Source organism: Halomonas sp. THAF12 (assembly GCF_009363675.1).
GTDB classification, from domain to species: Bacteria; Pseudomonadota; Gammaproteobacteria; order Pseudomonadales; family Halomonadaceae; genus Halomonas; species Halomonas smyrnensis.
Genome location: NZ_CP045399.1, coordinates 2,542,007 through 2,564,894, shown reverse-complemented (window position 1 = coordinate 2,564,894; position 22,888 = coordinate 2,542,007). Strand labels below are relative to the sequence as shown.

The window sequence follows — 22,888 nt, the reverse complement described above, 5'->3', positions numbered from 1 at the left end:
TCCTTGTCCTCACGTGCGGAGAGCTTCCCGGGAGCCGAAATGACAGACGCCATCTTAGGGGTATTGTACGTGGTCGCCACGCCGATTGGGAATCTGGACGACCTTGCCCCCCGTGCCGCACGGCTGCTGGGCGAGGTCGACCTGGTGGCCGCCGAGGATACGCGACACACCTCGCGCCTGCTGCGCCACCTGGGCGTGGCGCCGCCGCTGCTGTCGCTGCACGAGCACAACGAGTCGGCGCGGGTCGAGCAGATCGATGCCCGGCTGGCCGCCGGGGAGTCCGTGGCGCTGGTCAGCGATGCCGGCACGCCCCTGATCAGTGATCCCGGCTTCGTGCTGGTGCGCGAGCTGCGCGCCCGCGGGCGTCGCATCGTGCCGGTGCCCGGCGCGTGTGCCCTGGTGGCGGCGCTCTCGGCGGCGGGCCTGCCCACCGATCGCTTCCTGTTTCAGGGCTTCCTGCCGGCCAAGGGCGGCACCCGGCGCGGTCGCCTCGAGGGGCTGGCCGAGCGCGAGGAGACGCTGGTCTTTTACGAGTCGCCGCATCGCATCCGCGATACCCTGGCCGATCTCGGCACGGTGCTCGGCGCGCGCCGGGTGGTGCTCGCCCGGGAGCTGACCAAGACCTTCGAGACCTTCCTCGAGGGCAGCCCCGAGGCGCTGCTGGCGAGGATGGCGGACGACCCCGATCAGGCCCGCGGCGAGTTCGTAGTGATGGTGGCCGGCGCCGCGCCGAAGTCGGCCGACGAGGCGGCCAGCGTCGATGCCGATGCGCTGCTTTCCGCCATGCTCGCCGAGGGCGTGGGGGTCAAGCAGGCCGCGGCGGTGACCGCCCGGACCCTGGGCGGTGCCAAGAAACAGTGGTACGCCAGGGCGCAGGCGCTCAAGGACGGGGATTGAGGGGGTGGCGGGGCGCTGGTATGCTTGCCGCGGGAGTTGGCCAGACAGCCGCCGCCGGAGCGATCCGGGGGAGGAAAGTCCGGGCTCCACAGGGCAGAGTGCCAGGTAACGCCTGGGCGGCGCGAGCCGACGGAAAGTGCAGCAGAGAGCAGACCGCCTACGTCTCCTTCGGGAGGCCGGTAAGGGTGAAAGGGTGCGGTAAGAGCGCACCGCGCGCCTGGCAACAGTGCGTGGCACGGTAAACCCCACTCGGAGCAAGACCAAATAGGAACCCGTTGGCGTGGCCCGCGTTGGGTTCGGGTAGGTTGCTTGAGGGCGACGGTGACGTCGCCCCTAGAGGAATGGCTGTCCCCGACAGAACCCGGCTTATCGGCCGACTCCCCACGATTTTCCCTGCGTCGCCGTTCGGCGGCGCCCCGCCACTCGCAAGACCAGCCGCCAAGAGAAGTGCATGACGTCATCCGCCCCCGAACACGCCCCCCGCGGCTTTCGCCATGCCAGCGTGCTGCTCGACGGGGCCGTCGACGCCCTGATTCATGATCCGGCGGGCCATTATCTGGACGGCACCTTCGGCCGCGGCGGCCACTCCCGGGCGATCCTCGAGCGGCTCGCCCCCGAGGGGCGGCTGCTGGGCATCGACCGCGATCCCCAGGCCATCGCCGAGGCGGCGAGCATCGACGACGAGCGCTTCGCCATCGACCAGGGCGAGTTTGCCCGCCTGGGCGAGTTCGCCGAGGCGCGCGGCCTGCACGGCCGGCTGTCCGGGGTGCTGCTCGATGTCGGCGTCTCCTCGCCCCAGCTCGACGATCCGGAGCGCGGCTTCAGCTTCCTGCGTGACGGCCCGCTCGACATGCGCATGGACCCGACCCGTGGCGAGAGTGCCGCGGACTGGCTGGCCCATGCCGCCGAGGGCGAGATCGCCCGGGTGTTCAAGACCTACGGCGAGGAACGCTTCGCCCGTCGGCTGGCCAAGGCGATCGTGGCTCGCCGCGTCGAGACACCCTTCACCCGCACCGGTGACCTGGCCGAGGTGATCAAGACCGCCCATCCCGCCTGGGAGAAGGGCAAGCATCCGGCCACCCGTGCCTTCCAGGCGCTGCGCATCCAGGTCAACGGCGAGCTCGACCAGCTCGATGCCGCGCTCGAGGCCGCCCTCGAGGCGCTGGCACCCGGCGGCCATCTGGTGGTGATCAGCTTCCACTCGTTGGAGGATCGCCTGGTCAAGCGCTTCATCCGTGATCACGTGCGCGGCGACACCCATCTGCCCAAGGGCATCCCGCTGCGCGACGATCAGATCCAGCGTCGTCTGGAGTCCGTCGGCAAGGCGCGCCGTCCGGGGCCGGAGGAGGTCGAGGCCAATCCCCGTGCCCGCAGCGCGGTGATGCGCGTGGCGCGCAAGCGATACTGAGGCTCGGCATGGCTCAAGGACGCGACGCCACCTCCTCCTTCGCCTGGCCGCTGCGCCTTCGCCCGACCCTGGGGCTGGCGCTCAATGCCGTGCTGCTGGTCGCCTGCCTGGGCGCGGCCCTGGCGGTGATCGCCACCAGTCACCACACGCGCGGCCAGTATGCCGAGCTGCAGCAGCTCGAGCGCGAGCACCAGCAGCTGCAGACCGAGTGGAGCCAGCTGCTGCTCGAGGAGAGCGCCTGGTCCTCGCCGTCGCGCATCGAACGGCTGGCCAGCGACCGGCTCGAGATGCGCCTGCCCGATATCGATGAAGTCGAGGTCATCCGACCATGAGCGCCACGCCACGTCGCGGCAAGGTGCGTCACGCCCCGTCGCCCATGGGCCAGGCCCGCTATCGGGTGATGCTGGGCCTGGTGCTGATCGGCCTGGCGCTGCTCGCCGGGCGCATCGTCGACCTGCACGTCTTCGACCGCACCTTCCTGCAGGGGCAGGGCGATGCCCGCACCCTGCGCGTCGATCCCATTCCCGCCCACCGCGGCATGATCACCGACCGCCACGGCGAGCCGCTGGCGATCTCCACGCCGGTGGTGACGCTGTGGGCCAATCCCCAGGACCTGCCCGACGACCGCATCCAGCGGCTGCGCCTGGCCCAGGCCCTGGGGCAGGATCCGGAGGCCCTGAACGCGCGCATCGAGCGCTATGCCGATCGTGAGTTCATGTACCTGCGCCGCCGCATGACGCCGGTGGATGCCCAGGAAGTGCTCGACCTGCGCGTCCCCGGGGTGCGCAAGCGGGCCGAATACAAGCGCTACTATCCGGCCGGGGAAGTGATCGCCCAGCTGATCGGCGTGACCAACATCGACGATCACGGGCAGGAGGGGCTGGAACTCGCCTATCAGTCCTATCTGTCCGGAGAGCCGGGCCGTCGTCGGGTGCTCAAGGATCGACGCGGGCGCCTGGTGCGCGACCTCGAGGTGCTCAAGGAAGCCGAGCCCGGTGGCGACCTGACGCTCGCCATCGACCAGCGCCTGCAGTACATGGCCTATCGCGAGCTCAAGTCGGCGGTGGACGAGAACGACGCCGACGGCGGCGTGCTGGTGATGCTCGACGCCGAGACCGGCGAGGTGCTGGCCATGGCCAACCAGCCGTCCTACAACCCCAACAATCGGGCCGGCCTCGACCCCGGCGGGCTGCGCAACCGCGCCATCGTCGACGTCTTCGAGCCCGGCTCGGTGATGAAACCGCTGGCCATGTCGGCGCTGCTCGAGACCGGCCGGTTCCCGCCCGACACCGTGATCGACACCTCGCCGGGCTGGATGGTCATCGACGGCTACACCATCAAGGACGTCGCCAACTACGGCGAGCTGACCCTGTCCGGCATCCTCGAGAAGTCCTCGAACATCGGCATGTCCAAGCTGGCCCTGCAGCTCGACGATCCGGTGGTGCCCGAGCGCTATCGGGCGCTGGGCTTCGATCAGGTGCCGGGCACCGGCTTCCCCGGCGAGGCGGGGGGCAGCGTGCCGGCGCCCCAGGTCTGGTCCAGCAGCCAGTGGGCGGCGCTGTCCTACGGCTACGGCCTGTCGGTGTCGGCGCTGCAGCTGGCCAGTGCCTTCACCGCCATCGCCAACCACGGCGAGCGGCTGCCGCCGTCGCTGCTGCGTCTCAACCGGCCGCCGGTCGGCGAGCCGGTGATCGAGCCCGATGTCGCCGACCGCGTGCTGGGCATGATGGATCGGGTGGTGGAGCCGGGTACCGGCGCGCGGCGTGCCCTGGTGCCCGGCTACAGCGTGGCCGGCAAGACCGGCACGGTGCGCAAGAGCGGCGGCGGCGGCTACGAGAAGAACGCCTATCGTTCGCTGTTCGTGGGCATCACACCGGTCTCCGATCCGCGCCTGATCACCGTGGTGATGATCGACCAGCCCCGGGGCGATGCCTTCTACGGCGGCGCCGTGGCGGCGCCGGTGTTCTCCAGGGTGGCCGGCAACGCCCTGCGTATCCTGGACGTGCCGCCGGATCAGCTGGACGAGGACTCATGAGCGGCGCGTCAGCCGCCGGCCGCGGGATCGGCCATCGCTGCCTCTTTTACCGTCAAAACCGCTATCGCCAGACCGTCTACCGCCCGACCGTTGAGAGAAAGGAGAGCCCATGGACGTGACCGCCGAGCGCCTGATCGAGGCGCTGACCGCGCACTGGCCCGGCCGGCGCGAAGCCCTGGCCGAGCTCGCGCTGCCCGCACGGCCGCGGCTGATCCTGGACAGCCGGGAGCTCGCTGCCGGCGATGTCTTTTTCGCCGTGCCCGGGGTCTCGGGCGACGGCCGCGACTACATCGCCGCCGTCCTCGAGGCCGGCGCCGCCCTGGTGCTGGCCCATGATGACGGGGCGGCGACGCTGCCGGATGATCCGCGGGTGGTGGCGCTGCCGCACCTGCGCCCCCGGCTCGGCGAGCTGGGGCGCGACCTGTTCGGCGTGCCCGAGGCCCTCGAGCTGGTCGGCGTCACCGGCACCAACGGCAAGAGCTCGGTGACCCACTATATCGCCGCCCTGAGCGAACGCCTCGGCCGGCCGGCCGGCATGGTCGGCACCCTGGGGCACGGGCGCCCCGGCGCGCTCGTCGAGGGGCGTCTGACCACGCCCGGGCCGCTGGCGCTGCAGGCCGCCCTCGGCGAACTCGCCGGCGAGGGCCTCGAGCGGGTCGCCATGGAGGCCTCCTCCCATGCGCTGGAGCAGGGGAGGCTCGATGCCTGTCGCTTCCGCGCCGCGGTGTTCACCAACCTGAGCCGCGACCATCTCGACTATCACGGCAGCATGGCCGCCTATGCCGCGGCCAAGGCGCGGCTGTTCCGTCGCAGCGAGCTCGAACTGGCGGTGGTCAACGCCGACGATCCGCTGGCCCGGCTGATGCTGGCCGGGCTGGGCGAGGGCGTGCGCGTGCTCGCGGTGGGCGAGGACGAGGCCGTGACCCTGCGCGTGGTGGACTGGATCCCCCACGGCGAGGGTCAGCGCGCGCTGATCGCCACCCCCGACGGCGAGCGCGTGCTGACGCTGCCGCTGATGGGCCGCTTCAACCTGACCAACGTGCTGCTGGCCATCGCCACGCTGCACGGCCTGGGCGAGGAGATCGATGCGCTGTTCGAGGCCGCCGCCGATCTCGCGCCGGTGCCGGGGCGCATGCAGGCGCTGGTCGGCGAGGGGGCGCCCACGGTGGTGATCGACTATGCCCACACCCCGGACGCCTTGGAAAACGCGCTTCAGGCGCTGCGCGCGCACCTGCCCGACAGCGGCCGGCTGTGGTGCCTGTTCGGCTGCGGCGGCGACCGCGATGCGGGCAAGCGCCCGCTGATGGCCGCCGCCGCCGAGCGCCATGCCGACCGGCTGGTGATCACCGATGACAACCCGCGCTCCGAGGCGCCGGCGGCGATCCGCGAGGCGATGCGGCAGGGGCTGTCCGAGGCCGGCCGCGAGAGCGCCGAGGTGGTCGACGGCCGCGCCCGGGCGATCCGCGACGTCATCCGCGAGGCCGCCGCCGAGGACGTGATCCTGATCGCCGGCAAGGGCCACGAGGCCTACCAGGAGATCGACGGCGTGCGCCATGCCTTCTCGGACCTCGCCGAGGCCGAGGCGGGGCTGGCCGCCCGCCGGGAGGGCGAGGCATGAGCGGCGTCGGTCTCGACACCCTGGCCGAGGTCGCGACGGCGCTCGGCCTCGCCGAGCATGACGCCGGCGTGGACGCCGAGCGGTCGGTGGGCGAGATCGTCACCGATACCCGCCGCCTGGGCCCGGGGGCGCTGTTCGTGGCGCTGACCGGCGAGCGCTTCGACGGTCACGACTTCATCGCCCAGGCCCGCGAGGCGGGGGCGGTGGCCGCGGTGGTCGAGCGTCGCGTCGATGACCCGCTGCCGCAGCTGGTGGTGGCCGATGCCCGCCTGGCGCTGGGCCTGCTGGGTCGCGCCCGGCGCCGCGCCTGGGGCGGCCCGCTGGTCGCGGTGACCGGCAACAGCGGCAAGACCACGGTCAAGCAGATGCTGGGCGCGCTGCTGGCCCGTCGCGGCGAGACCCTGGCCACCCGGGGCAACCTCAACAACGATATCGGCGCGCCGCTGACCCTGCTCGAGCTGTGCGCCGAGCACCGTCAGGCGGTGGTCGAGCTGGGGGCCAACCATCTGGGCGAGATCGCCTGGACGGCGAGCCTGGCCGAGCCACGGGTGGCGGTGATCACCAACGTCACCGGCGCCCATGTGGGCGAGTTCGGCGGGCCGGGACGGATCGCCCAGGCCAAGGCCGAGATCCTGATGTCGCTGCCCGGCGACGGGGTGGCGGTGCTCAACCGCGACGACCGCTACTTCGCCAGCTGGGCGAGCCTCGCGGCCCCGCGGGAAGTGCTGGATTTCGCCGTGGAAGGGCCGGCGCGTCTGCGCGCCGAGACACTGGTTTGCGATCCGCTCGGACGCTATGCTTTCACGCTGTTTCACGACGATCACGAACTGGGGCGCGTCCAGCTCGCCCTGCTCGGTCGCCACAACGTGGCCAACGCCCTGGCGGCGGCCGGTGCGGCGCTGGCCATGGGCCTCGCCCCGAACGACGTGCTGGCCGGACTCGAGACGGTCGCACCGATGCCGGGGCGGCTCAGCGTGGCGGAAGGCGTCAACGGCGCGCGGCTGCTCGACGATACCTACAACGCCAACCCCGGCGCGGTGAAGGCGGCCCTCGATCTGCTGGCCAGCCTGCCGGGGCCGCGCTGGTGCCTGCTGGGCGCCATGGGCGAGCTGGGCGAGGCGTCGGCGTCGCTGCACGAAGCCGTGGGTCGCCACGCGCGCGAGCTCGGCATCGACTTTCTCGGCACCCTCGGCGAGGCGGCGCGGCCGGCCAGCCGCGCCTTCGGCGACGGGGGGTGTCATTTCGACGATCGGGAGGCGCTGACGCGCCACGTCCTCCATCATCTGCCGCCAGGGGCCAGTGTACTGGTCAAGGGCTCGCGCAGTGCCGGCATGGAAGCCGTGGTGTCGGCGCTGTGTCCGGATGCATCAAGGTAAGGCATTACATGCTGCTCTTTCTGGCTGAACTGCTGGCGCAATACCAGAGCGCCTTTCACGTCTTCAACTATCTGACCCTGCGCATGATCCTGGGCACCCTGACCGCCCTGGTGCTGTGCCTGTGGCTCGGTCCGAAGGTGATCCGCCGGCTGGTGGAGCGCCAGATCGGCCAGGCGGTGCGCGATGACGGCCCCCAGTCGCACCTCTCCAAGGCCGGCACCCCGACCATGGGCGGCGCCATGATCCTGATGGCGATCGCCATCAGCACCCTGCTGTGGGGCGACCTGCGCAACCACTACGTATGGGTGGTGCTGGGCGTGACCCTGGGCTTCGGGGCCATCGGCTGGGTCGACGACTACCGCAAGGTGGTGGAGAAGAATCCCCGCGGCCTGCCGGCGCGCTGGAAATACTTCTGGCAGTCGGTGATCGGCCTGGCCGCCGCGGTGATCCTCTACGTCACCGCCGCCTCGCCGGTGGAGACCAGCCTGATCCTGCCGCTGTTCAAGGACTTCGTGCTGCAGATGGGGCTGTTCTACATCGTGCTCACCTACCTGGTGATCGTCGGCAGCTCCAACGCGGTGAACCTCACCGATGGCCTGGACGGCCTGGCCATCATGCCTACCGTGCTGGTGGCCATGGGGCTGGCGGTGTTCGCCTACGCCAGCGGCAACGCGGTGTTCGCCGAGTACCTGCAGATCCCGATGATTCCCGGTGCCGGCGAGCTGGCGGTGTTCTGCGCCACCATCGCCGGCGCGGGCCTCGGCTTCCTGTGGTTCAACACCTATCCGGCCCAGGTCTTCATGGGCGACGTGGGCGCCCTGGCGCTGGGCGCCGCCCTGGGCGTGGTGGCGGTGATCGTGCGCCAGGAGGTGGTGCTGTTCATCATGGGCGGTATCTTCGTCATGGAAACGGTCTCGGTGATCCTGCAGGTGGGCTCCTACAAGCTCACCGGACGCCGCATCTTCCGCATGGCGCCGCTGCACCACCACTTCGAACTCAAGGGCTGGCCGGAGCCGCGGGTCATCGTGCGCTTCTGGATCATCACCGTGGTGCTGGTGCTGCTGGGTCTGGCGACCCTGAAGATCCGCTGACGCCGAATCGCTGAGGAGCCGCTGATGGTCAAGGTGCCCCAGGGGATGACGCTGGTGGTGGGGCTCGGGATCTCCGGGCGCGCCATCTGTCGCCACCTGCAACGTCTCGAGCGCCCCTTCATGGTCGCCGACACCCGCGCCGCGCCGCCGGGGCTGGACGACTTCCACGCCGCGCATCCGGGCGTGGCGGTGCACTGCGGCCCCTTGACCGAGCTGGACATGCTCGATGCCCATGAGGTCGTGGTCAGCCCCGGCGTCGATCCGGCAAGCCCGGGGCTCGATGCCCTGGCCGGGCGCCTCGGCGAATCCGGTGAGCCGTTCGTCGTCGGCGAGATCGCGCTGTTCGTGCGCGCGGCGCGCGCGCCCATCGCCGCCATCACCGGTGCCAACGCCAAGTCCACCGTGACCACACTGCTCGGCGAGATGGCCGAGGAGGCCGGCCGTCGCGTGGCGGTGGGGGGCAATCTCGGCACGCCGGCGCTGGACCTGCTCGTCGAGCGGGCCGACGCCGAGCTCTACGTGCTCGAGCTGTCCAGTTTCCAGCTCGAGACCACGCCGCGCCTCGGCGCCGAGACCGTCGCCTTCCTGAACCTGTCCGAGGATCATCTGGACCGCCACGGCGACCTGGCCGGCTATCGCGCCGCCAAGCAGGCGATCTTCCGCGGCGCGCGCCATGGCGTGGTCAACGCCGAGGATCCGGCCACCTGGCCGGATACGCCGCCGCCGGCCCTCGATCGCTTCACCACGGCGTCGCCTGCGTTCGGTGCGGCGGCCGAGGCGGATGAGTGGGGCATCGCCGACCATGACGACGGCAGCGGCCCCCGCGACTGGCTGATGCACGGCGCCGTGCCGCTGATGCCGGCCGATGCGGTGCGCCTGCCGGGGCGCCACAACCAGGCCAATGCCCTGGCGGCGCTGGCCATGGGGCATCGCCTCGGGTTCGAACTCGCCGCCATGCGTTGCGTGCTCGAGCGCTTCCCCGGCCTGCCACACCGTGGCGAGCTGGTCGCCGATGCGGGCGGGGTGCGCTGGATCAACGATTCCAAGGGCACCAACGTGGGCGCGACCCTGGCCGCCATCGCCGGGCTCGGCCCGACCCTGTCCGGCCGGGTGATCCTGCTCGCCGGCGGGGAAGGGAAGGGCGCCGACTTCACGCCGCTGGCGGCACCGCTGGCCCGCCACGGCCGCGAGGCGATCCTGTTCGGCCGCGACGCCGAGCGTCTGGCGACCGCGCTGGACGGCGCCGTGGCGCTGACCCGGGTCGATGACCTCGAGGCCGCCATGCGGCGGGCCGCCGAGATCGCCGCCCCCGGCGACTGCGTGCTGCTGTCGCCGGCCTGCGCGAGCCTCGACCAGTTCCCCAACTACCAGGTCCGCGGCGAGGCCTTCCGGGCCGGCGTGGCGCGCCTGGTGCAGGAGACACACCGATGAGCCGCCTGGCCCGTCTACGCGAACGGCTCTCCACCGCCGATCAGCCCTTCGACGGCTGGCTGGTGATCGCCGCCCTGGCGCTGCTGCTGATCGGCTGGGTGATGGTGACCTCGGCCTCCAGTGAGGTGGCCTCGAGCCTCACCGGCAATGCCTGGTACTTCAGCCTGCGTCACGGCACCTTCCTGCTCGGCTCGCTGGTGATCGGCGCCCTGGCGCTGCGCGTGCCGCTGGCCTGGTGGAAGGCCAACGGGCCCTTGCTGCTGCTGGTCGGGCTCGCCCTGCTGATGCTGGTGCTGGTGGTCGGGCGTGAGGTCAACGGCAGCAAGCGCTGGCTGTCGCTCCCCGGTGTGCCGTTCAACCTCCAGGCCTCCGAGGTCGCCAAGCTGTGTCTGATCGCCTATCTGGCCGGCTACCTGGAGCGCTTCCTGCCCCAGGTGCGCCGCGAGTGGGGCGCCTTCCTGCGGCCGCTGGCCGTGCTGGCCCTGTTCGGCGCCCTGCTGATCTTCGAGCCGGACTACGGCGCCGTGGTGGTGATGACCGGCTGCGTGATGGGCATGCTGTTGATGGCCGGGGCGCCCTGGGGCCGCTTCCTGCTGCTGATGGTGCTGGTCGCCGCCCTCGGCGCCGTGGTGGCGATCGCCGAGCCCTATCGCATGGCGCGCCTGACCAGTTTCGTCGACCCCTGGGCCGATCAGTTCGCCAGCGGCTACCAGCTCACCCAGGCGCTGATCGCCTTCGGCCGCGGCCAGTGGCTGGGTACCGGGCTCGGCAACAGCGTGCAGAAGCTGTTCTACCTGCCAGAGGCACACACCGACTTCGTGTTCGCCGTGCTGGCCGAGGAGCTGGGCCTGGTCGGCGCGATCAGCGTGATCGGCCTGTTTGCGCTGCTGGTGTGGCGCGCCATGGCGGTAGGGCGGCGCGCCGAACTGGCCGGGCTGGCCTTCGCCGCCTATGCCAGCTACGGCATCGCCCTGGTGATCGGCGCCCAGGCCTTCATCAACATCGCGGTCAGCAGCGGCATGCTGCCCACCAAGGGCCTGACGCTGCCGCTGCTCAGCTACGGTGGCTCCAGCCTGATGGTGAGCTGCATCATGGTGGCGATGCTGCTGCGGGCCGACATCGAGACTCGCCAGGCGGTGCGCCGGGCGAAGCCGACCGCATCCCGCGACGGCGGGCGGGCTTCCGGCAAGCGCGCTGCCGCCAACAGCACCCCGGGCAAGAGCAAAGGAACGCAATCATGAGTCGACGCGAAGGGCGGCGCGCCCTGATCATGGCCGGCGGCACCGGCGGTCACGTCATCCCGGCCCTGTCGCTGGCCCGCGCGCTGCAGGCCCGCGGGGTCGAGGTCGAGTGGCTGGGCAGTCCGCGCGGGATCGAGAACCGGCTGGTGCCCGAGGCCGGCCTGCCGCTGCATCGTATCGCGGTGAGCGGCCTGCGCGGCAACGGGCTGGCCGGCTGGGCGATGGCGCCCTGGCGGCTGATCGGCGCGGTGCGACAGGCCGGCCGGGTGATACGCGACTTCGATCCCCAGCTGGTGGTGGGCCTCGGCGGCTTCGCCAGCGGCCCGGGGGGGCTGGCCGCCTGGCTGGCGCGCCGGCCGCTGGTGATCCACGAGCAGAACGCCGTGGCCGGGCTGACCAACCGCGTGCTGGCGAGAATGGCGCGCGGCGTCTATGCGGCCTTTCCCCAGGCCTTCCCGGGCCGCGCCGAGGTGGTCGGCAATCCGGTGCGTGACGACATCGCCGCCATCGGCGAGACCCCGCGCGGCGCCGAGACGATGCGCGCGCGTCCGCTGCGCCTGCTGGTGGTCGGCGGCTCGCTGGGCGCGCTGGCGCTCAACCGTGGCATGCCCGAGGCGCTGGCCCGACTGCCGAAAGCCGAGCGGCCCGAGGTGCGTCATCAGGCCGGCCGTGACAAGGACGCGGCGACCCGCGAGGGCTACGCGCAACAGGGCGTGGAGGCGGACGTCAGCGCCTTCATCGATGACATGGCCGAGGCCTACGACTGGGCCGACCTGGTGGTATGCCGGGCCGGTGCCCTGACCGTGGCGGAGCTGGCGGCGGCGGCCAAGCCGGCGCTGTTCGTGCCCTTCCCGCACGCGGTGGACGATCACCAGACCGCCAATGCGGCGGCCCTGGTCGAGCAGGGCGCCGCTGCCCTGATGCCTCAATCCGAGATGACTGCGGCGACGCTGGCCGATCGGCTGGCGGCGCTGCTCGACCCCGACACGCTTGCCACCATGGCCGCCGAGGCGCGAGGCTGTGCCCATCTGGATGCCGTCGAGCGGCTGGTGGCCGGTTGCATGGAGACAGCTTTTGAGTGATCAGACCCTGGGGCCGGTTCCCGGCCAAGCCACGCCCCCGCGCCTCGGGCGCGGGCTGGGCATGCGTCGCATCCGGCGCATTCATTTCGTCGGCATCGGCGGCGCCGGCATGTGCGGCATCGCCGAGGTGCTGGCCAACGAGGGCTATGCGGTCAGCGGCAGCGATCTCAAGGCCTCGCCGGTGGTGGAGCGCCTGCGCGCCTGCGGCGTTCGCGTGGCGATCGGCCACGCCGAGGAGAACGCCCGTGAGGCCGATGTGGTGGTCGTCTCCACGGCGGTGGACCCGACCAACCCCGAGGTGCGCTGGGCCCAGGAGCACCGTGTGCCGGTGGTGCGCCGGGCCGAGATGCTGGCCGAGCTGATGCGTTTCCGCCACGGCATCGCCGTGGCCGGCACCCACGGCAAGACCACCACCACTAGCCTGACCGCGACCCTGCTGGGCGAGGGCGGGCTGGATCCGACCTTCGTCATCGGCGGCAAGCTGACCAGCGCCGGCACCAATGCGCGGCTGGGCGAGGGCGATTACCTGGTGGCCGAGGCCGACGAGTCCGACGCCTCCTTCCTGCACCTGCAGCCGATGGTGGCCATCGTCACCAACATCGATGCCGATCACATGGCGACCTATGGCGGTGACTTCGAGCGCCTCAAGGACACCTTCGTCGAGTTCCTGCACAACCTGCCGTTCTATGGCCTGGCGGTGTTGTGCATCGACGACGGCAACGTGCGCGGGCTGCTCGAGCGGGTCAATCGTCAGTTCGTGACCTACGGCTTCAGCGACGACGCCGACTACGGCATCGAGGACTTCTCCCAGTCGGCCGGCGAGGTGCGCTTCACCGCGCGGCGGCCGGAGGGGCTGGCACCGCTGCCGGTGCGGCTGGCCATGCCGGGGCGTCACAACGCCCTGAACGCCCTGGCCGCCATCGCCGTGGCCAGCGACGCCGGGGTCGATGACGACGCCATCCTGCGCGGCCTGGCGAGCTTCGCCGGCGTCGGCCGTCGCTTCCAGGTCCATGGCAGCTTCCCGACGCCGGCCGGCGACGGCGAGGTGATGCTGGTCGACGACTACGGCCACCATCCCCGCGAGGTGGAGATGGTCATCCAGGCGGTGCGCGACGGCTGGCCCGACCGCCGCCTGGTGATGGCCTACCAGCCGCATCGCTATTCCCGCACCCGTGACCTCTACGAGGACTTCGTGCGCGTGCTGGCCGGGGTCGATACCCTGCTGCTGCTCGATGTCTACGCGGCCGGCGAGACGCCGCTGCCCGGGGCCGACGGTCGCAGCCTGGCCGGCTCGATCCGCCAGCGGGGCGAGGTCGATCCGATCTTCGTGCAGGACAAGGCCGAACTGCCGGGGCTGCTGGCCAAGGTGCTGCGCCCCGGCGACATCCTGATCACCCAGGGCGCCGGCGACGTGGGCGGCATCGCCCAGCGGCTGGCCGACGCCCGTCTGGCGCTCGACGAGGTGACGCTATGACGACCGACGTGACCGGCCTGGGCCGGGTGGTGGTGCTCTACGGCGGTGACTCCGCCGAGCGCGAGGTGTCGCTCAAGAGCGGGGCGGCGGTGCTCGAGTCGCTCGAGCGCAGCGGCGTCGAGGCGATCGGCTTCGACCCGGCCGAGCAGGGCGGGCTGGCCGGTCTCGAGGCGCTGAAGCCGGACCGCGTGTTCATCGCCCTGCACGGGCGCGGCGGCGAGGACGGCACCCTTCAGGGGGCGCTCGAGCTGCTGGGCATTCCCTATACCGGCAGCGGCGTGCTGGCCTCGGCGCTGGGCATGGACAAGCAGCGCACCAAGCTGGTCTGGCAGGCCCTGGGACTGCCGACGCCGGAAAGCGAGATGCTCGGCCCCGACGCCGACTGGGCCGCGGTGGCCGAGCGGCTCGGGCTGCCGCTGATCGTCAAGCCGGTGCACGAGGGGTCGACCCTTGGCATCACCATCGTCGAGAGCCCCGAGGCGCTCGAGGCGGCCTATCGCGACGCCGCCCGCTTCGATGCCCGGGTGATGGCCGAGCGATTCGTCAGCGGCGAGGAATACACGGTGACGCTGCTGGGCGACAGCGCGCTGCCGGCGATCCGGGTCGAGGTGCCGAACGGCTTCTACGACTACGAGGCCAAGTACCTCTCCGACGAGACCCTCTATCACCTGCCCTGCGGGCTGTCGGCCGAGGACGAGGCGCGGCTCGCCGACCTGAGCCGTGAGGCCTTCCTTGCCGTCGGCTGCGATGGCTGGGGGCGCGTCGACGTGATGCGCGATGCCGGAGGCCGTTTCTGGCTGATCGAGGTCAACACCGTGCCCGGCATGACCGATCACAGCCTGGTGCCTCAGGCCGCGGCCCACGCCGGCATCGACTTCGATGCGCTGGTGCGGCGCATCCTCGACACCGCCGGGCGGTCCTGAGGCCATGGCGCGTCGCGGAAGCCTGGCCGGCGTCCTGCTGCTGCTGCTGGTGCTCGGCGCCGGCGGCCGTGCGCTGTGGCTGTGGCTCGACCGCCCGGTCGAACGCGTCTCGATCCGCGGTGACCTGGAACTGGTCAGCGCCGACTATCTGCGTGGCAAGCTGGCGCCGCTGGTGCGGGGCCAGACCTGGCTGTCGGCAGACATCGGCGAGCTGCGCGAACAGGCCCGTAACATCGGCTGGCTGAGCGAGGTGCGCATTCGTCGCGAATGGCCCTATGCGCTGGTGTTCGAGCTGGTCGAGCAGGTACCGGTGGCGCGCTGGAACGATGAGCAACTGCTCAACCCGGCCGGCGAGCCCTTCACCTTCGCCCCGCTGTCGGCGCCGGAGGGGCTGGTGCATCTGGCCGGGCCGTCCGGCAGCGGCGCGGAGGTGCTGGCCTATCACGATACCCTGAGCGCACAGCTGGCCGAGCACGGGCTGTCCATCAGCCAGCTGAGGCTCGAGGATCGCGGTGCCTGGCGGCTGCAGACCGATGATGGCATCTGGGTGATGCTGGGGCGCAGCAATCGCGAGCCCCGACTGGCTCGCTTCCTGGCGGCCTGGGATCGGGAGTTCGATCCGGTGGCGTCGCATATTCGCTACATCGACCTGCGCTATCCGAACGGCGTGTCGGTGGCCTGGCACGGTGAAAGCGAGCCGGTCGATGAAGAGGGTGCTAAGGAAAGTTGAGGGCGATCGGCGAACGCCATGTGATGGATTGAAGCGTCTCGCGGGTGTTCCTTTTAGTGCAAAATCGCCGTATCGTGACGGATGTTTTTCGCTCTGGGCTGGTGGAGCACGGGAAGTTGTTCCTATAATTGTCCCAGGTTTTTTTTATTATTAATGCTTAATTTCCCCAAGCGGGTCAGCGCGAGGAGATTTCCCGACTCATGTCAGGTCCATCCAATGCGTCCAATATGGTAGTCGGGCTGGATATCGGAACATCCAAGGTCGTGGCGATCGTGGGTCAACCCACCGATGATGGCGGCATCGAGATTGCCGGCATCGGCTCTCATCCCTCCCGCGGGATGAAAAAGGGCGTGGTGATCAACATCGAATCCACGGTGCAGTCCATCCAGCGTGCCGTGGAAGAGGCCGAGCTGATGGCCGGCTGTGACATCCATTCCGTCTACGTGGGAATCGCCGGCAGTCATATCAGCTCGATGAACTCCGATGGCGTGGTGGCGATCAAGGAGCGTGAAGTCGCGCCCGCCGATATCGAGCGCGTCATCGATTCGGCGAGGGCCCGGGCCATTTCCGAGGGCCAGCGCGTGCTGCATGTGCTTCCACAGGAGTTCGCGATCGACACCCAGGGCGGCATTCGAGAGCCGCTCGGCATGTCCGGTGTGCGCCTGGAGGCTCGAGTGCACCTGGTGACCGCGGCGCTCAACGCGGTGCAGAACATCGAGAAGTGCGTGCGCCGCTGCGGGCTGGACGTGGACGCCATCATCCTCGAGCAGCTGGCCTCCAGCCACGCGGTGCTCACCGAGGACGAACGCGAACTCGGTGTGTGCATGGTCGACATCGGCGGCGGCACCACCGACATCGCGGTCTTCACCGAGGGCGCCATTCGCCATACGGCGGTGATTCCCATCGCCGGCGATCAGGTCACCAACGACATCGCCATGGCGCTGCGCACGCCGACCCAGCATGCCGAGGAAATCAAGGTCAAGTATGCCTGCGCGCTGACCCAGATGGCCGCCAGCGACGAGATGATCAAGGTCCCCAGCGTCGGCGACCGGCCGGCCCGGGACCTGTCCCGGCAGTCGCTGGCCGAAGTGGTCGAGCCTCGCTACGAGGAGCTTTTCACCCTGGTGCGTGACGAGCTGCGGCGCAGCGGCTTCGAGGACCTGGTGGCCGCCGGTGTGGTATTGACCGGCGGCACCTCGCGCATGGAAGGGGTCGTCGAGCTGGCCGAGGAAATCTTTCACATGCCGGTGAGAATCGCCTGTCCCCAGAACGTGCGAGGGCTCGCCGATGTGGTACGCAATCCGATTTATTCGACGGGGGTCGGTTTGCTACATTACGCTTTAAACGAGGCCCGTCAGGGGCACGGCCAACAAGAGACGTCGGGCAGTGGCATGTCGGCGCAGCCGAGGCGTGGGGACGCCTCCCGGCGCGGAGCAGGGGAAGGGATTCCGGCGCTGGTAAAGCTCAAGGGCTGGTTCAAAGGAAATTTCTGACAGGGCCGCGATCGCGGTCCAGGAGACGGGGCTAATGTTCGAACTGGTAGACAGTGCACCCTCAAGCAGTGCAGTCATCAAGGTCATCGGTGTCGGCGGTGGTGGCGGCAACGCCGTCAATCACATGGTCGAAAGCAGCATCGAGGGCGTCGAGTTCATCTGCGCCAACACCGATGCCCAGGCGCTGAAGCGGGTGGCGGCCAAGACCGTTCTCCAGCTCGGCAGCGAAATCACCAAGGGGCTCGGCGCCGGCGCCAACCCGGAGGTCGGCCGTCAGGCCGCCATGGAGGACCGCGAGCGCATCGCCGAGCTCCTTCATGGTGCCGACATGGTGTTCATCACCGCCGGCATGGGTGGCGGCACCGGTACCGGCGGTGCGCCGGTGGTCGCTCAGGTCGCCAAGGAGCTCGGCATCCTGACCGTGGCCGTGGTCACGCGTCCCTTCCCCTTCGAAGGGCCCAAGCGCATGCGCTCGGCCGAAGAGGGCATGAAGGAGCTCTCCGAGCACGTCGACTCGCTGATCACCATTCCCAACGAGAAGCTGCTCTCGGTGCTCGGCAAGAGTGCCAGCCTGCTGACCGCCTTCAGCGCCGCCAACGACGTGCTGCTGGGGGCGGTGCAGGGCATCGCCGAGCTGATCACCAGCCCCGGCATCATCAACGTCGACTTCGCCGACGTGCGCACCGTGATGTCCGAGATGGGCATGGCGATGATGGGCACCGGCGGCGCCACCGGCGAGAACCGCGCCCGCGAGGCCGCCGAGAAGGCGATCCGCAGCCCGCTGCTTGAAGACATCGACCTGCATGGCGCTCGCGGCATCCTGGTCAACATCACGGCCGGGCCGGACCTGTCCATCGGCGAGTTCAATGACGTCGGTGCCACCGTCCAGGAGTTCGCCTCCCAGGACGCGACCATCGTGGTGGGTACCTCCATCGACATGGAGATGACCGACGAGCTGCGCGTCACCGTGGTGGCCGCCGGTCTCGACGGCCAGCGTCAGCCGGCGGCGGCCAGCCAGAGCTCGCGCCGCGAGGCGGGCGGCGGCGGCGACTATCGCCAGCGCCAGCCGGCGGCGGCGAGCCGTCCGCAGCAGCAGGCGCCTGCGGCGGGTCGCGGCTCGGCCGCGGCCTCCAAGGCCGAGCCTCAGGAGTCCTCGCGGCCCCAGCAGGAACCGCGCAAGTCCCAGGAGCTCGACGATTACCTGGACATTCCGGCGTTCCTGCGTCGCCAGGCCGATTGAGCGCCGCTATCGTTCGCATAGGCACATCGAACGCACGTTGTTTTTGTTGAAACGTGCGTTCGGTGTTATAGTGAACGGTGTTTGATAACCACCGAGCCTGGCGACTGCCCATGATCAGACAACGCACACTGAAGAACGTCATCCGCGCCACCGGCGTCGGCCTGCACTCCGGCAAGAAGGTCTACCTGACCCTGCGGCCGGCACCGGTCGATACCGGTATCGTGTTTGTGCGCACCGACCTGGATCCCGAGGTGCAGATTCCGGCCAGTGCCGACAGCGTCACCGACACCACGCTGTGCACCGCGCTGTCCAAGGACGGCGTCAAGGTGGCCACCGTCGAGCATCTGATGTCGGCGCTTGCCGGCCTCGGCATCGACAACGCCTACGTCGACGTCAGCGCCCCCGAGGTGCCGATCATGGACGGCAGCGCCGGTCCCTTCGTGTTCCTGATCCAGTCCGCCGGTATCGCCGAGCAGAACGCCGCCAAGAAGTTCATTCGCATCAAGCGTGAAGTGGTGGTGCGCGACGGCGAGAAGGAAGCGATCTTCCTGCCCCATCAGGGCTTCAAGGTCTCCTTCGCCATCGACTTCGATCATCCGGTGTTCGAGGCCCAGAAGCAGAGCGCCGAGGTCGACTTCTCGACCACCTCCTTCGTCAAGGAGGTGTCCCGGGCGCGGACGTTCGGCTTCATGCGCGACCTCGAGTACCTGCGCTCGAATAATCTGGCCCTGGGCGGCAGCCTCGACAACGCCATCGTGGTCGATGACTACCGGATCGTGAACGAGGGTGGCCTGCGCTACGACGACGAGTTCGTCAAGCACAAGGTGCTGGACGCCATCGGCGATCTCTATCAGCTGGGCCACAGCCTGATCGGCGAATTCCGCGGCGTGAAGTCCGGCCATGCGCTGAACAACCAGCTGTGCCGCGCGCTGATGGAGAATCAGGACGCCTGGGAAATCGTCACCTTCGAGGAAGAAGCCGCCAAGGCGCCGATCTCCTACGCCGCGCCGGCCATGGCCTGACGCCTCGCCCGTGAGCCCTGCAGAGAAAGGCCCGCCAGACATCTGGCGGGCCTTTCTCGTTGGCGGGCAGGCGGTCGGGGCGTCAGGGCTCGCGTTCGGCGTGGGAGGCGAGGCGTTCCAGGGCGCGCCTGAGTTTCGGGTCCTCGACGTCGGCGGCGCAGCTCGAGAGCTCGTCGGCGGCCCGGGCGGGCAGGTGACGCGTCTGGCGCGGTGGCACCTTGGCCGGGCGCACGGGGCGGACCTTGAAGTCGAAGCCGGTCACCGCGGCGAACCCCGGCAGCTCGTGGAGCAGCGACAGCAGCCGTGACTGTTCGTAGCGCAGTCGGGTCAGCCATACGGCGCGATCGGTGATCACCGTCAGCCGTCCTTCATGGAAACCGCCCACGAACAGGTGCTCGCCGAGCTCGGCGGGCAGATGATCGCGCAGGTGCTGCTGGGCCTGCTCGATCAGCCGGGCCCGGCGCATCAGGTTGCCCAGCTCCCCGCGGCCGTTCAGCACCTGGGTCATGGGCTGGGCTCGCCTGCGCTTAACCTTTATACTCATCAGCTTGATTCTCGGGTCCGGCCCGGGTGGGGAATCGTCGACGTGGCGTCGACGGCCTTGGAACGCATGAGCCTAGCACAGGCACGGGAGTCCCTCGACAGCATGGCCAGTCTTACCGCGCAGACAGCACCGGCAGCGTCCGTCGAGCCTGGCTCGACGCCTCGCCGTACGCCGGAGCGTCGTCGTCCGCCACGCTGGTGGCTGGCGGGTCTGCTGGTGGGCTGCCTGCTGCCGGCGGGGCTGTCGCCGCTCGGGGCGGCAACGCCGGTCGAGCGCGTCATCCAGGTCTGCATCCTGGCGCCGGCGCTGATCCGGGCCAGCTCGCGACTCCAGGCTCGTCGGCGTGCCCGGCGTCGCTGGCCGACCCGCCCGCTTCCCCGCCGTGCCGGACGACTCGCGCTGCGGCTGCCCATCGTCGCCCCGCGGCAGCGCGCCGTGGCGGCCCACGATGTCCTGACCCGCCGCGGGCCGCCGCGGGTGCTTCTCGCCTGAACGACGAGCGACCGGGCACGAGGCCCGGTCTTGAGCACCCCAGCGATGGACCCTTCATGATCAACAACCTGTTACGCAAGGTCGTCGGTTCCAAGAACGACCGTGAAGTGAAGCGCATGGGCCGCGCCGTGGCCCGCATCAACACCCTCGAGAAGGATCTCGAGACCCTCGACGACGCCGCGCTGCAGGCGCGTACCGCCGACTTCCGCGAACGCCTGGCCGCCGGCGAGAGCGTCGATGCCCTGTTGCCCGAGGCCTTCGCCACCGTGCGTGAGGCCAGCAAGCGGATCATGGGCATGCGGCATTTCGACGTCCAGATGATCGGCGGTATCACCCTGAACGGCGGTCGCATCGCCGAGATGAAGACCGGCGAGGGCAAGACCCTGGTCGCGACCCTGGCCGTCTATCTCAATGCCCTGCCCGGCAAGGGCGTGCACGTGGTCACGGTCAACGACTACCTGGCCCGCCGCGACGCCGACTGGATGCGTCCCCTCTACGAATTCCTCGGCCTGACCGTCGGCACCATCTATGCCGGCCAGACGCCCGAGGAGAAGCGCGAGGCCTACGCCTGCGACATCACCTACGGCACCAACAACGAGTTCGGCTTCGACTACCTGCGCGACAACATGGCCTTCTCGCTGGAGGACAAGGTTCAGCGCGGGCTGCACTACGCCATCGTCGACGAGGTCGACTCCATCCTGATCGATGAGGCGCGCACGCCGCTGATCATCTCCGGTGCGGTGGACGAGAACACCGAGCTGTACAAGGTGGTCGACCGGCTGGCCCTCGATCTCACGGTCTGCACCGACGAGGAAGACCCCGAGAGCGGTGACTTCACCCTCGACGAGAAGCAGAAACAGGTCGAGCTCACCGAGGGCGGTCACCACAAGGTCGAGCAGCTGATGCGCGGCGAGGGGCTGCTGGGCGAGGAGGACTCCCTCTATGCCGCCCAGAACCTCAATCTGCTGCAGCACATGCACTCGGCACTGCGGGCCCGCCATCTCTACCAGCGTGACGTCGACTACATCGTCAGCGACGGTCAGGTGGTGATCGTCGACGAGCATACCGGCCGCTCCATGCCGGGCCGGCGCTGGTCCGAGGGCCTGCACCAGGCGGTCGAGGCCAAGGAGGGGGTGACGGTTCAGCGCGAGAGTCAGACGCTGGCCTCCACCACCTTCCAGAACTACTTCCGCCTCTACGACAAGCTGTCCGGCATGACCGGCACCGCCGATACCGAGGCCTTCGAGTTCCGCCAGATCTATGGCCTGGACGTGGTGGTGATTCCCACCAACCGGCCGCTGGCGCGCAAGGACCAGAACGATCTGGTCTATCTCAGCGCCGAGGAGAAATACGAGGCCATCATCGAGGACGTCAAGGTCCAGACCGAGGCCGGCCGTCCGGTGCTGGTGGGTACCGCCTCCATCGAGACCTCCGAGTATCTCGCCGAGCTGATGAAGCGGGCGGGCATCTCCTTCAATGTGCTCAACGCCAAGCAGCACCAGAGCGAGGCGCAGATCATCGCCCAGGCCGGTCGTCCCGGGGCCATCACCATCGCCACCAACATGGCCGGTCGCGGCACCGATATCGTGCTGGGCGGCAACTGGGAAGCCGAGGCCGCCCAGCTCGAATCGCCCAGCGAGGCGCAGGTCGAGCGCCTCAAGGCCGAGTGGAAGGAGCGCCACGAGGCGGTACTCGCGGCCGGTGGCCTGCACGTGATCGGCTCCGAGCGTCACGAGTCGCGGCGTATCGACAACCAGCTGCGCGGCCGTTCCGGTCGCCAGGGCGATCCGGGCTCGACCCGTTTCTTCCTGTCGCTGGAAGACAACCTGATGCGGCTGTTCGGCTCCGAGCGCGTGCAGAAGCTGATGCAGGCGCTGGGCCTGGAGCGCGGCGAGGCGATCGAGCACAAGATGGTCTCCAACGCCGTGGAGCGCGCCCAGAAGAAGGTCGAGGGCCGCAACTTCGATATCCGCAAGCAGCTGCTCGAATATGACGACGTGGCCAACGACCAGCGTCGTGTCATCTACGAGCAGCGCAACGAGATCCTGGCCGCCGACGACGTCTCCGAGAACGTCATCGGCATCCGCGCCGAGGTGCTCGACGAGGGCATCAGCCAGTTCGTGCCGCCCCAGAGCCTGCCCGAGCAGTGGGACCTGGCCGGTCTGGAGGACCATCTCAGCACCGAGTTCAACCTCGAGGCGCCGGTGCGGCAGTGGGCCGAGGAAGACCAGCGCTTCCACGAGGATCAGCTGCGCGAGCGTCTCCACGAGATGCATCGCCAGGCCTACGACGAGAAGATCGAGATCGCCGGGCCCGAGCTGATGCGCCGCTTCGAGAAGCAGGTGATGCTGCAGGTGCTGGACACCCGCTGGAAGGAGCACCTGCAGTCCATGGACCACCTGCGTCGGGGCATCCATCTGCGTGGCTACGCCCAGAAGAACCCCAAGCAGGAGTACAAGCGCGAGTCCTTCGAGCTGTTCCAGACGCTGCTGGCCAACATCAAGTCCGATGTCACGCGCATCCTCAGCCACGTGAAGGTGCGTCAGCCCGAGGAAGTCGAGGCCCTGGAACGGCAGCGCCGCGAGTCGCTGGAGCGCGAGAAGGCGACCGCGGCCAGCCGCCACGACGCGCCCGAGGGCGCCGAGTCGGAAGCCGAGCCGGCCGCCGCCGCGGCACCGGCCGGCGAGGCCCGCCCCCAGCGTCGCGAAGGTCCCAAGGTCGGGCGCAACGATCCGTGCCCCTGCGGGTCGGGCAAGAAGTTCAAGCAGTGCTGCGGCAAGCTGAGCTGATC

General features: G+C 69.7%; 19 protein-coding genes and 1 other RNA gene. 19 read left to right on the top strand and 1 reads right to left on the bottom strand.

Features of this window, described 5'->3' with window-relative positions:
* Positions 1–39: 39 nt before the first annotated feature.
* The 17 genes from rsmI to lpxC all read left to right on the top strand — a co-directional run bounded on the left by rsmI (position 40) and on the right by lpxC (position 19,061).
* Positions 40–897, top strand: coding sequence for a 16S rRNA (cytidine(1402)-2'-O)-methyltransferase (gene rsmI / locus FIU88_RS11790; protein ID WP_152479382.1), 858 nt, complete (start codon positions 40–42; stop codon positions 895–897).
* 32 nt (positions 898–929) lie between these two features.
* An RNA gene (rnpB, locus tag FIU88_RS11785) (RNase P RNA component class A) lies at positions 930–1,282 on the top strand.
* A 66-nt stretch (positions 1,283–1,348) separates the two neighbouring features.
* The gene (gene rsmH / locus FIU88_RS11780; RefSeq protein WP_152479381.1) at positions 1,349–2,305 is read left to right on the top strand and encodes a 16S rRNA (cytosine(1402)-N(4))-methyltransferase RsmH; all 957 of its coding nucleotides are present in this window, start codon (positions 1,349–1,351) and stop codon (positions 2,303–2,305) included.
* 8 nt (positions 2,306–2,313) lie between these two features.
* A complete protein-coding gene (ftsL, locus tag FIU88_RS11775) occupies positions 2,314–2,637 on the top strand; it encodes a cell division protein FtsL (RefSeq protein WP_152479380.1) in 324 nt (107 codons plus the stop codon).
* Positions 2,634–4,340, top strand: a complete 1,707-nt coding sequence (locus FIU88_RS11770; protein WP_152479379.1) for a penicillin-binding protein 2 — start codon at positions 2,634–2,636, stop codon at positions 4,338–4,340. Before ftsL ends, FIU88_RS11770 begins: the two co-directional genes overlap by 4 nt.
* Positions 4,341–4,449: 109 nt before the next feature.
* On the top strand, positions 4,450–5,958 hold the full coding sequence (locus FIU88_RS11765) for a UDP-N-acetylmuramoyl-L-alanyl-D-glutamate--2,6-diaminopimelate ligase (RefSeq protein ID WP_152479378.1): 1,509 nt from the start codon (positions 4,450–4,452) through the stop codon (positions 5,956–5,958).
* Positions 5,955–7,334, top strand: a complete 1,380-nt coding sequence (murF, locus tag FIU88_RS11760) for a UDP-N-acetylmuramoyl-tripeptide--D-alanyl-D-alanine ligase (protein ID WP_152479377.1) — start codon at positions 5,955–5,957, stop codon at positions 7,332–7,334. The genes FIU88_RS11765 and murF overlap by 4 nt, the downstream gene beginning before the upstream one ends.
* Before the next feature lie 8 nt (positions 7,335–7,342).
* Entirely contained in the window at positions 7,343–8,425 is a 1,083-nt protein-coding gene (mraY, locus tag FIU88_RS11755; protein WP_016854392.1) for a phospho-N-acetylmuramoyl-pentapeptide-transferase, read from the top strand.
* Between the two features lie 24 nt (positions 8,426–8,449).
* Positions 8,450–9,856 (top strand): UDP-N-acetylmuramoyl-L-alanine--D-glutamate ligase, encoded by a 1,407-nt coding sequence (murD, locus tag FIU88_RS11750; protein WP_152479376.1) that lies wholly within the window; start codon positions 8,450–8,452, stop codon positions 9,854–9,856.
* On the top strand, positions 9,853–11,097 hold the full coding sequence (gene ftsW, locus FIU88_RS11745; protein WP_152479375.1) for a putative lipid II flippase FtsW: 1,245 nt from the start codon (positions 9,853–9,855) through the stop codon (positions 11,095–11,097). Before murD ends, ftsW begins: the two co-directional genes overlap by 4 nt.
* A complete protein-coding gene (gene murG, locus FIU88_RS11740; protein ID WP_152479374.1) occupies positions 11,094–12,179 on the top strand; it encodes an undecaprenyldiphospho-muramoylpentapeptide beta-N-acetylglucosaminyltransferase in 1,086 nt (361 codons plus the stop codon). Before ftsW ends, murG begins: the two co-directional genes overlap by 4 nt.
* A gap of 61 nt (positions 12,180–12,240) precedes the next feature.
* Positions 12,241–13,653, top strand: coding sequence for a UDP-N-acetylmuramate--L-alanine ligase (murC, locus tag FIU88_RS11735; protein ID WP_152480221.1), 1,413 nt, complete (start codon positions 12,241–12,243; stop codon positions 13,651–13,653).
* Positions 13,650–14,576, top strand: coding sequence for a D-alanine--D-alanine ligase (locus FIU88_RS11730; protein ID WP_152479373.1), 927 nt, complete (start codon positions 13,650–13,652; stop codon positions 14,574–14,576). The genes murC and FIU88_RS11730 overlap by 4 nt, the downstream gene beginning before the upstream one ends.
* Positions 14,577–14,580: 4 nt before the next feature.
* Entirely contained in the window at positions 14,581–15,306 is a 726-nt protein-coding gene (locus FIU88_RS11725) for a cell division protein FtsQ/DivIB (protein ID WP_152479372.1), read from the top strand.
* 200 nt (positions 15,307–15,506) lie between these two features.
* Positions 15,507–16,799 carry a cell division protein FtsA gene (ftsA, locus tag FIU88_RS11720; protein ID WP_026068353.1) on the top strand — a complete coding sequence of 431 codons (1,293 nt, stop codon included), beginning with the start codon at positions 15,507–15,509 and terminating at the stop codon, positions 16,797–16,799.
* A 34-nt stretch (positions 16,800–16,833) separates the two neighbouring features.
* Positions 16,834–18,039 carry a cell division protein FtsZ gene (gene ftsZ / locus FIU88_RS11715; RefSeq protein WP_152479371.1) on the top strand — a complete coding sequence of 402 codons (1,206 nt, stop codon included), beginning with the start codon at positions 16,834–16,836 and terminating at the stop codon, positions 18,037–18,039.
* A gap of 110 nt (positions 18,040–18,149) precedes the next feature.
* Entirely contained in the window at positions 18,150–19,061 is a 912-nt protein-coding gene (gene lpxC, locus FIU88_RS11710; RefSeq protein WP_152479370.1) for a UDP-3-O-acyl-N-acetylglucosamine deacetylase, read from the top strand.
* Positions 19,062–19,143: 82 nt separating this feature from the next.
* Here the strand turns inward: lpxC and FIU88_RS11705 are convergent, their stop codons facing one another.
* The gene (locus FIU88_RS11705) at positions 19,144–19,569 is read right to left on the bottom strand and encodes a DUF721 domain-containing protein (protein WP_016854382.1); all 426 of its coding nucleotides are present in this window, start codon (positions 19,567–19,569) and stop codon (positions 19,144–19,146) included.
* A 138-nt stretch (positions 19,570–19,707) separates the two neighbouring features.
* Between FIU88_RS11705 and FIU88_RS11700 the strand changes: the two genes are divergently transcribed.
* Both FIU88_RS11700 and secA read left to right on the top strand, forming a co-directional pair.
* Positions 19,708–20,097 carry a hypothetical protein gene (locus tag FIU88_RS11700; RefSeq protein ID WP_216647275.1) on the top strand — a complete coding sequence of 130 codons (390 nt, stop codon included), beginning with the start codon at positions 19,708–19,710 and terminating at the stop codon, positions 20,095–20,097.
* Between the two features lie 56 nt (positions 20,098–20,153).
* Positions 20,154–22,886, top strand: a complete 2,733-nt coding sequence (secA, locus tag FIU88_RS11695) for a preprotein translocase subunit SecA (protein WP_152479369.1) — start codon at positions 20,154–20,156, stop codon at positions 22,884–22,886.
* Positions 22,887–22,888 lie beyond the last annotated feature (2 nt).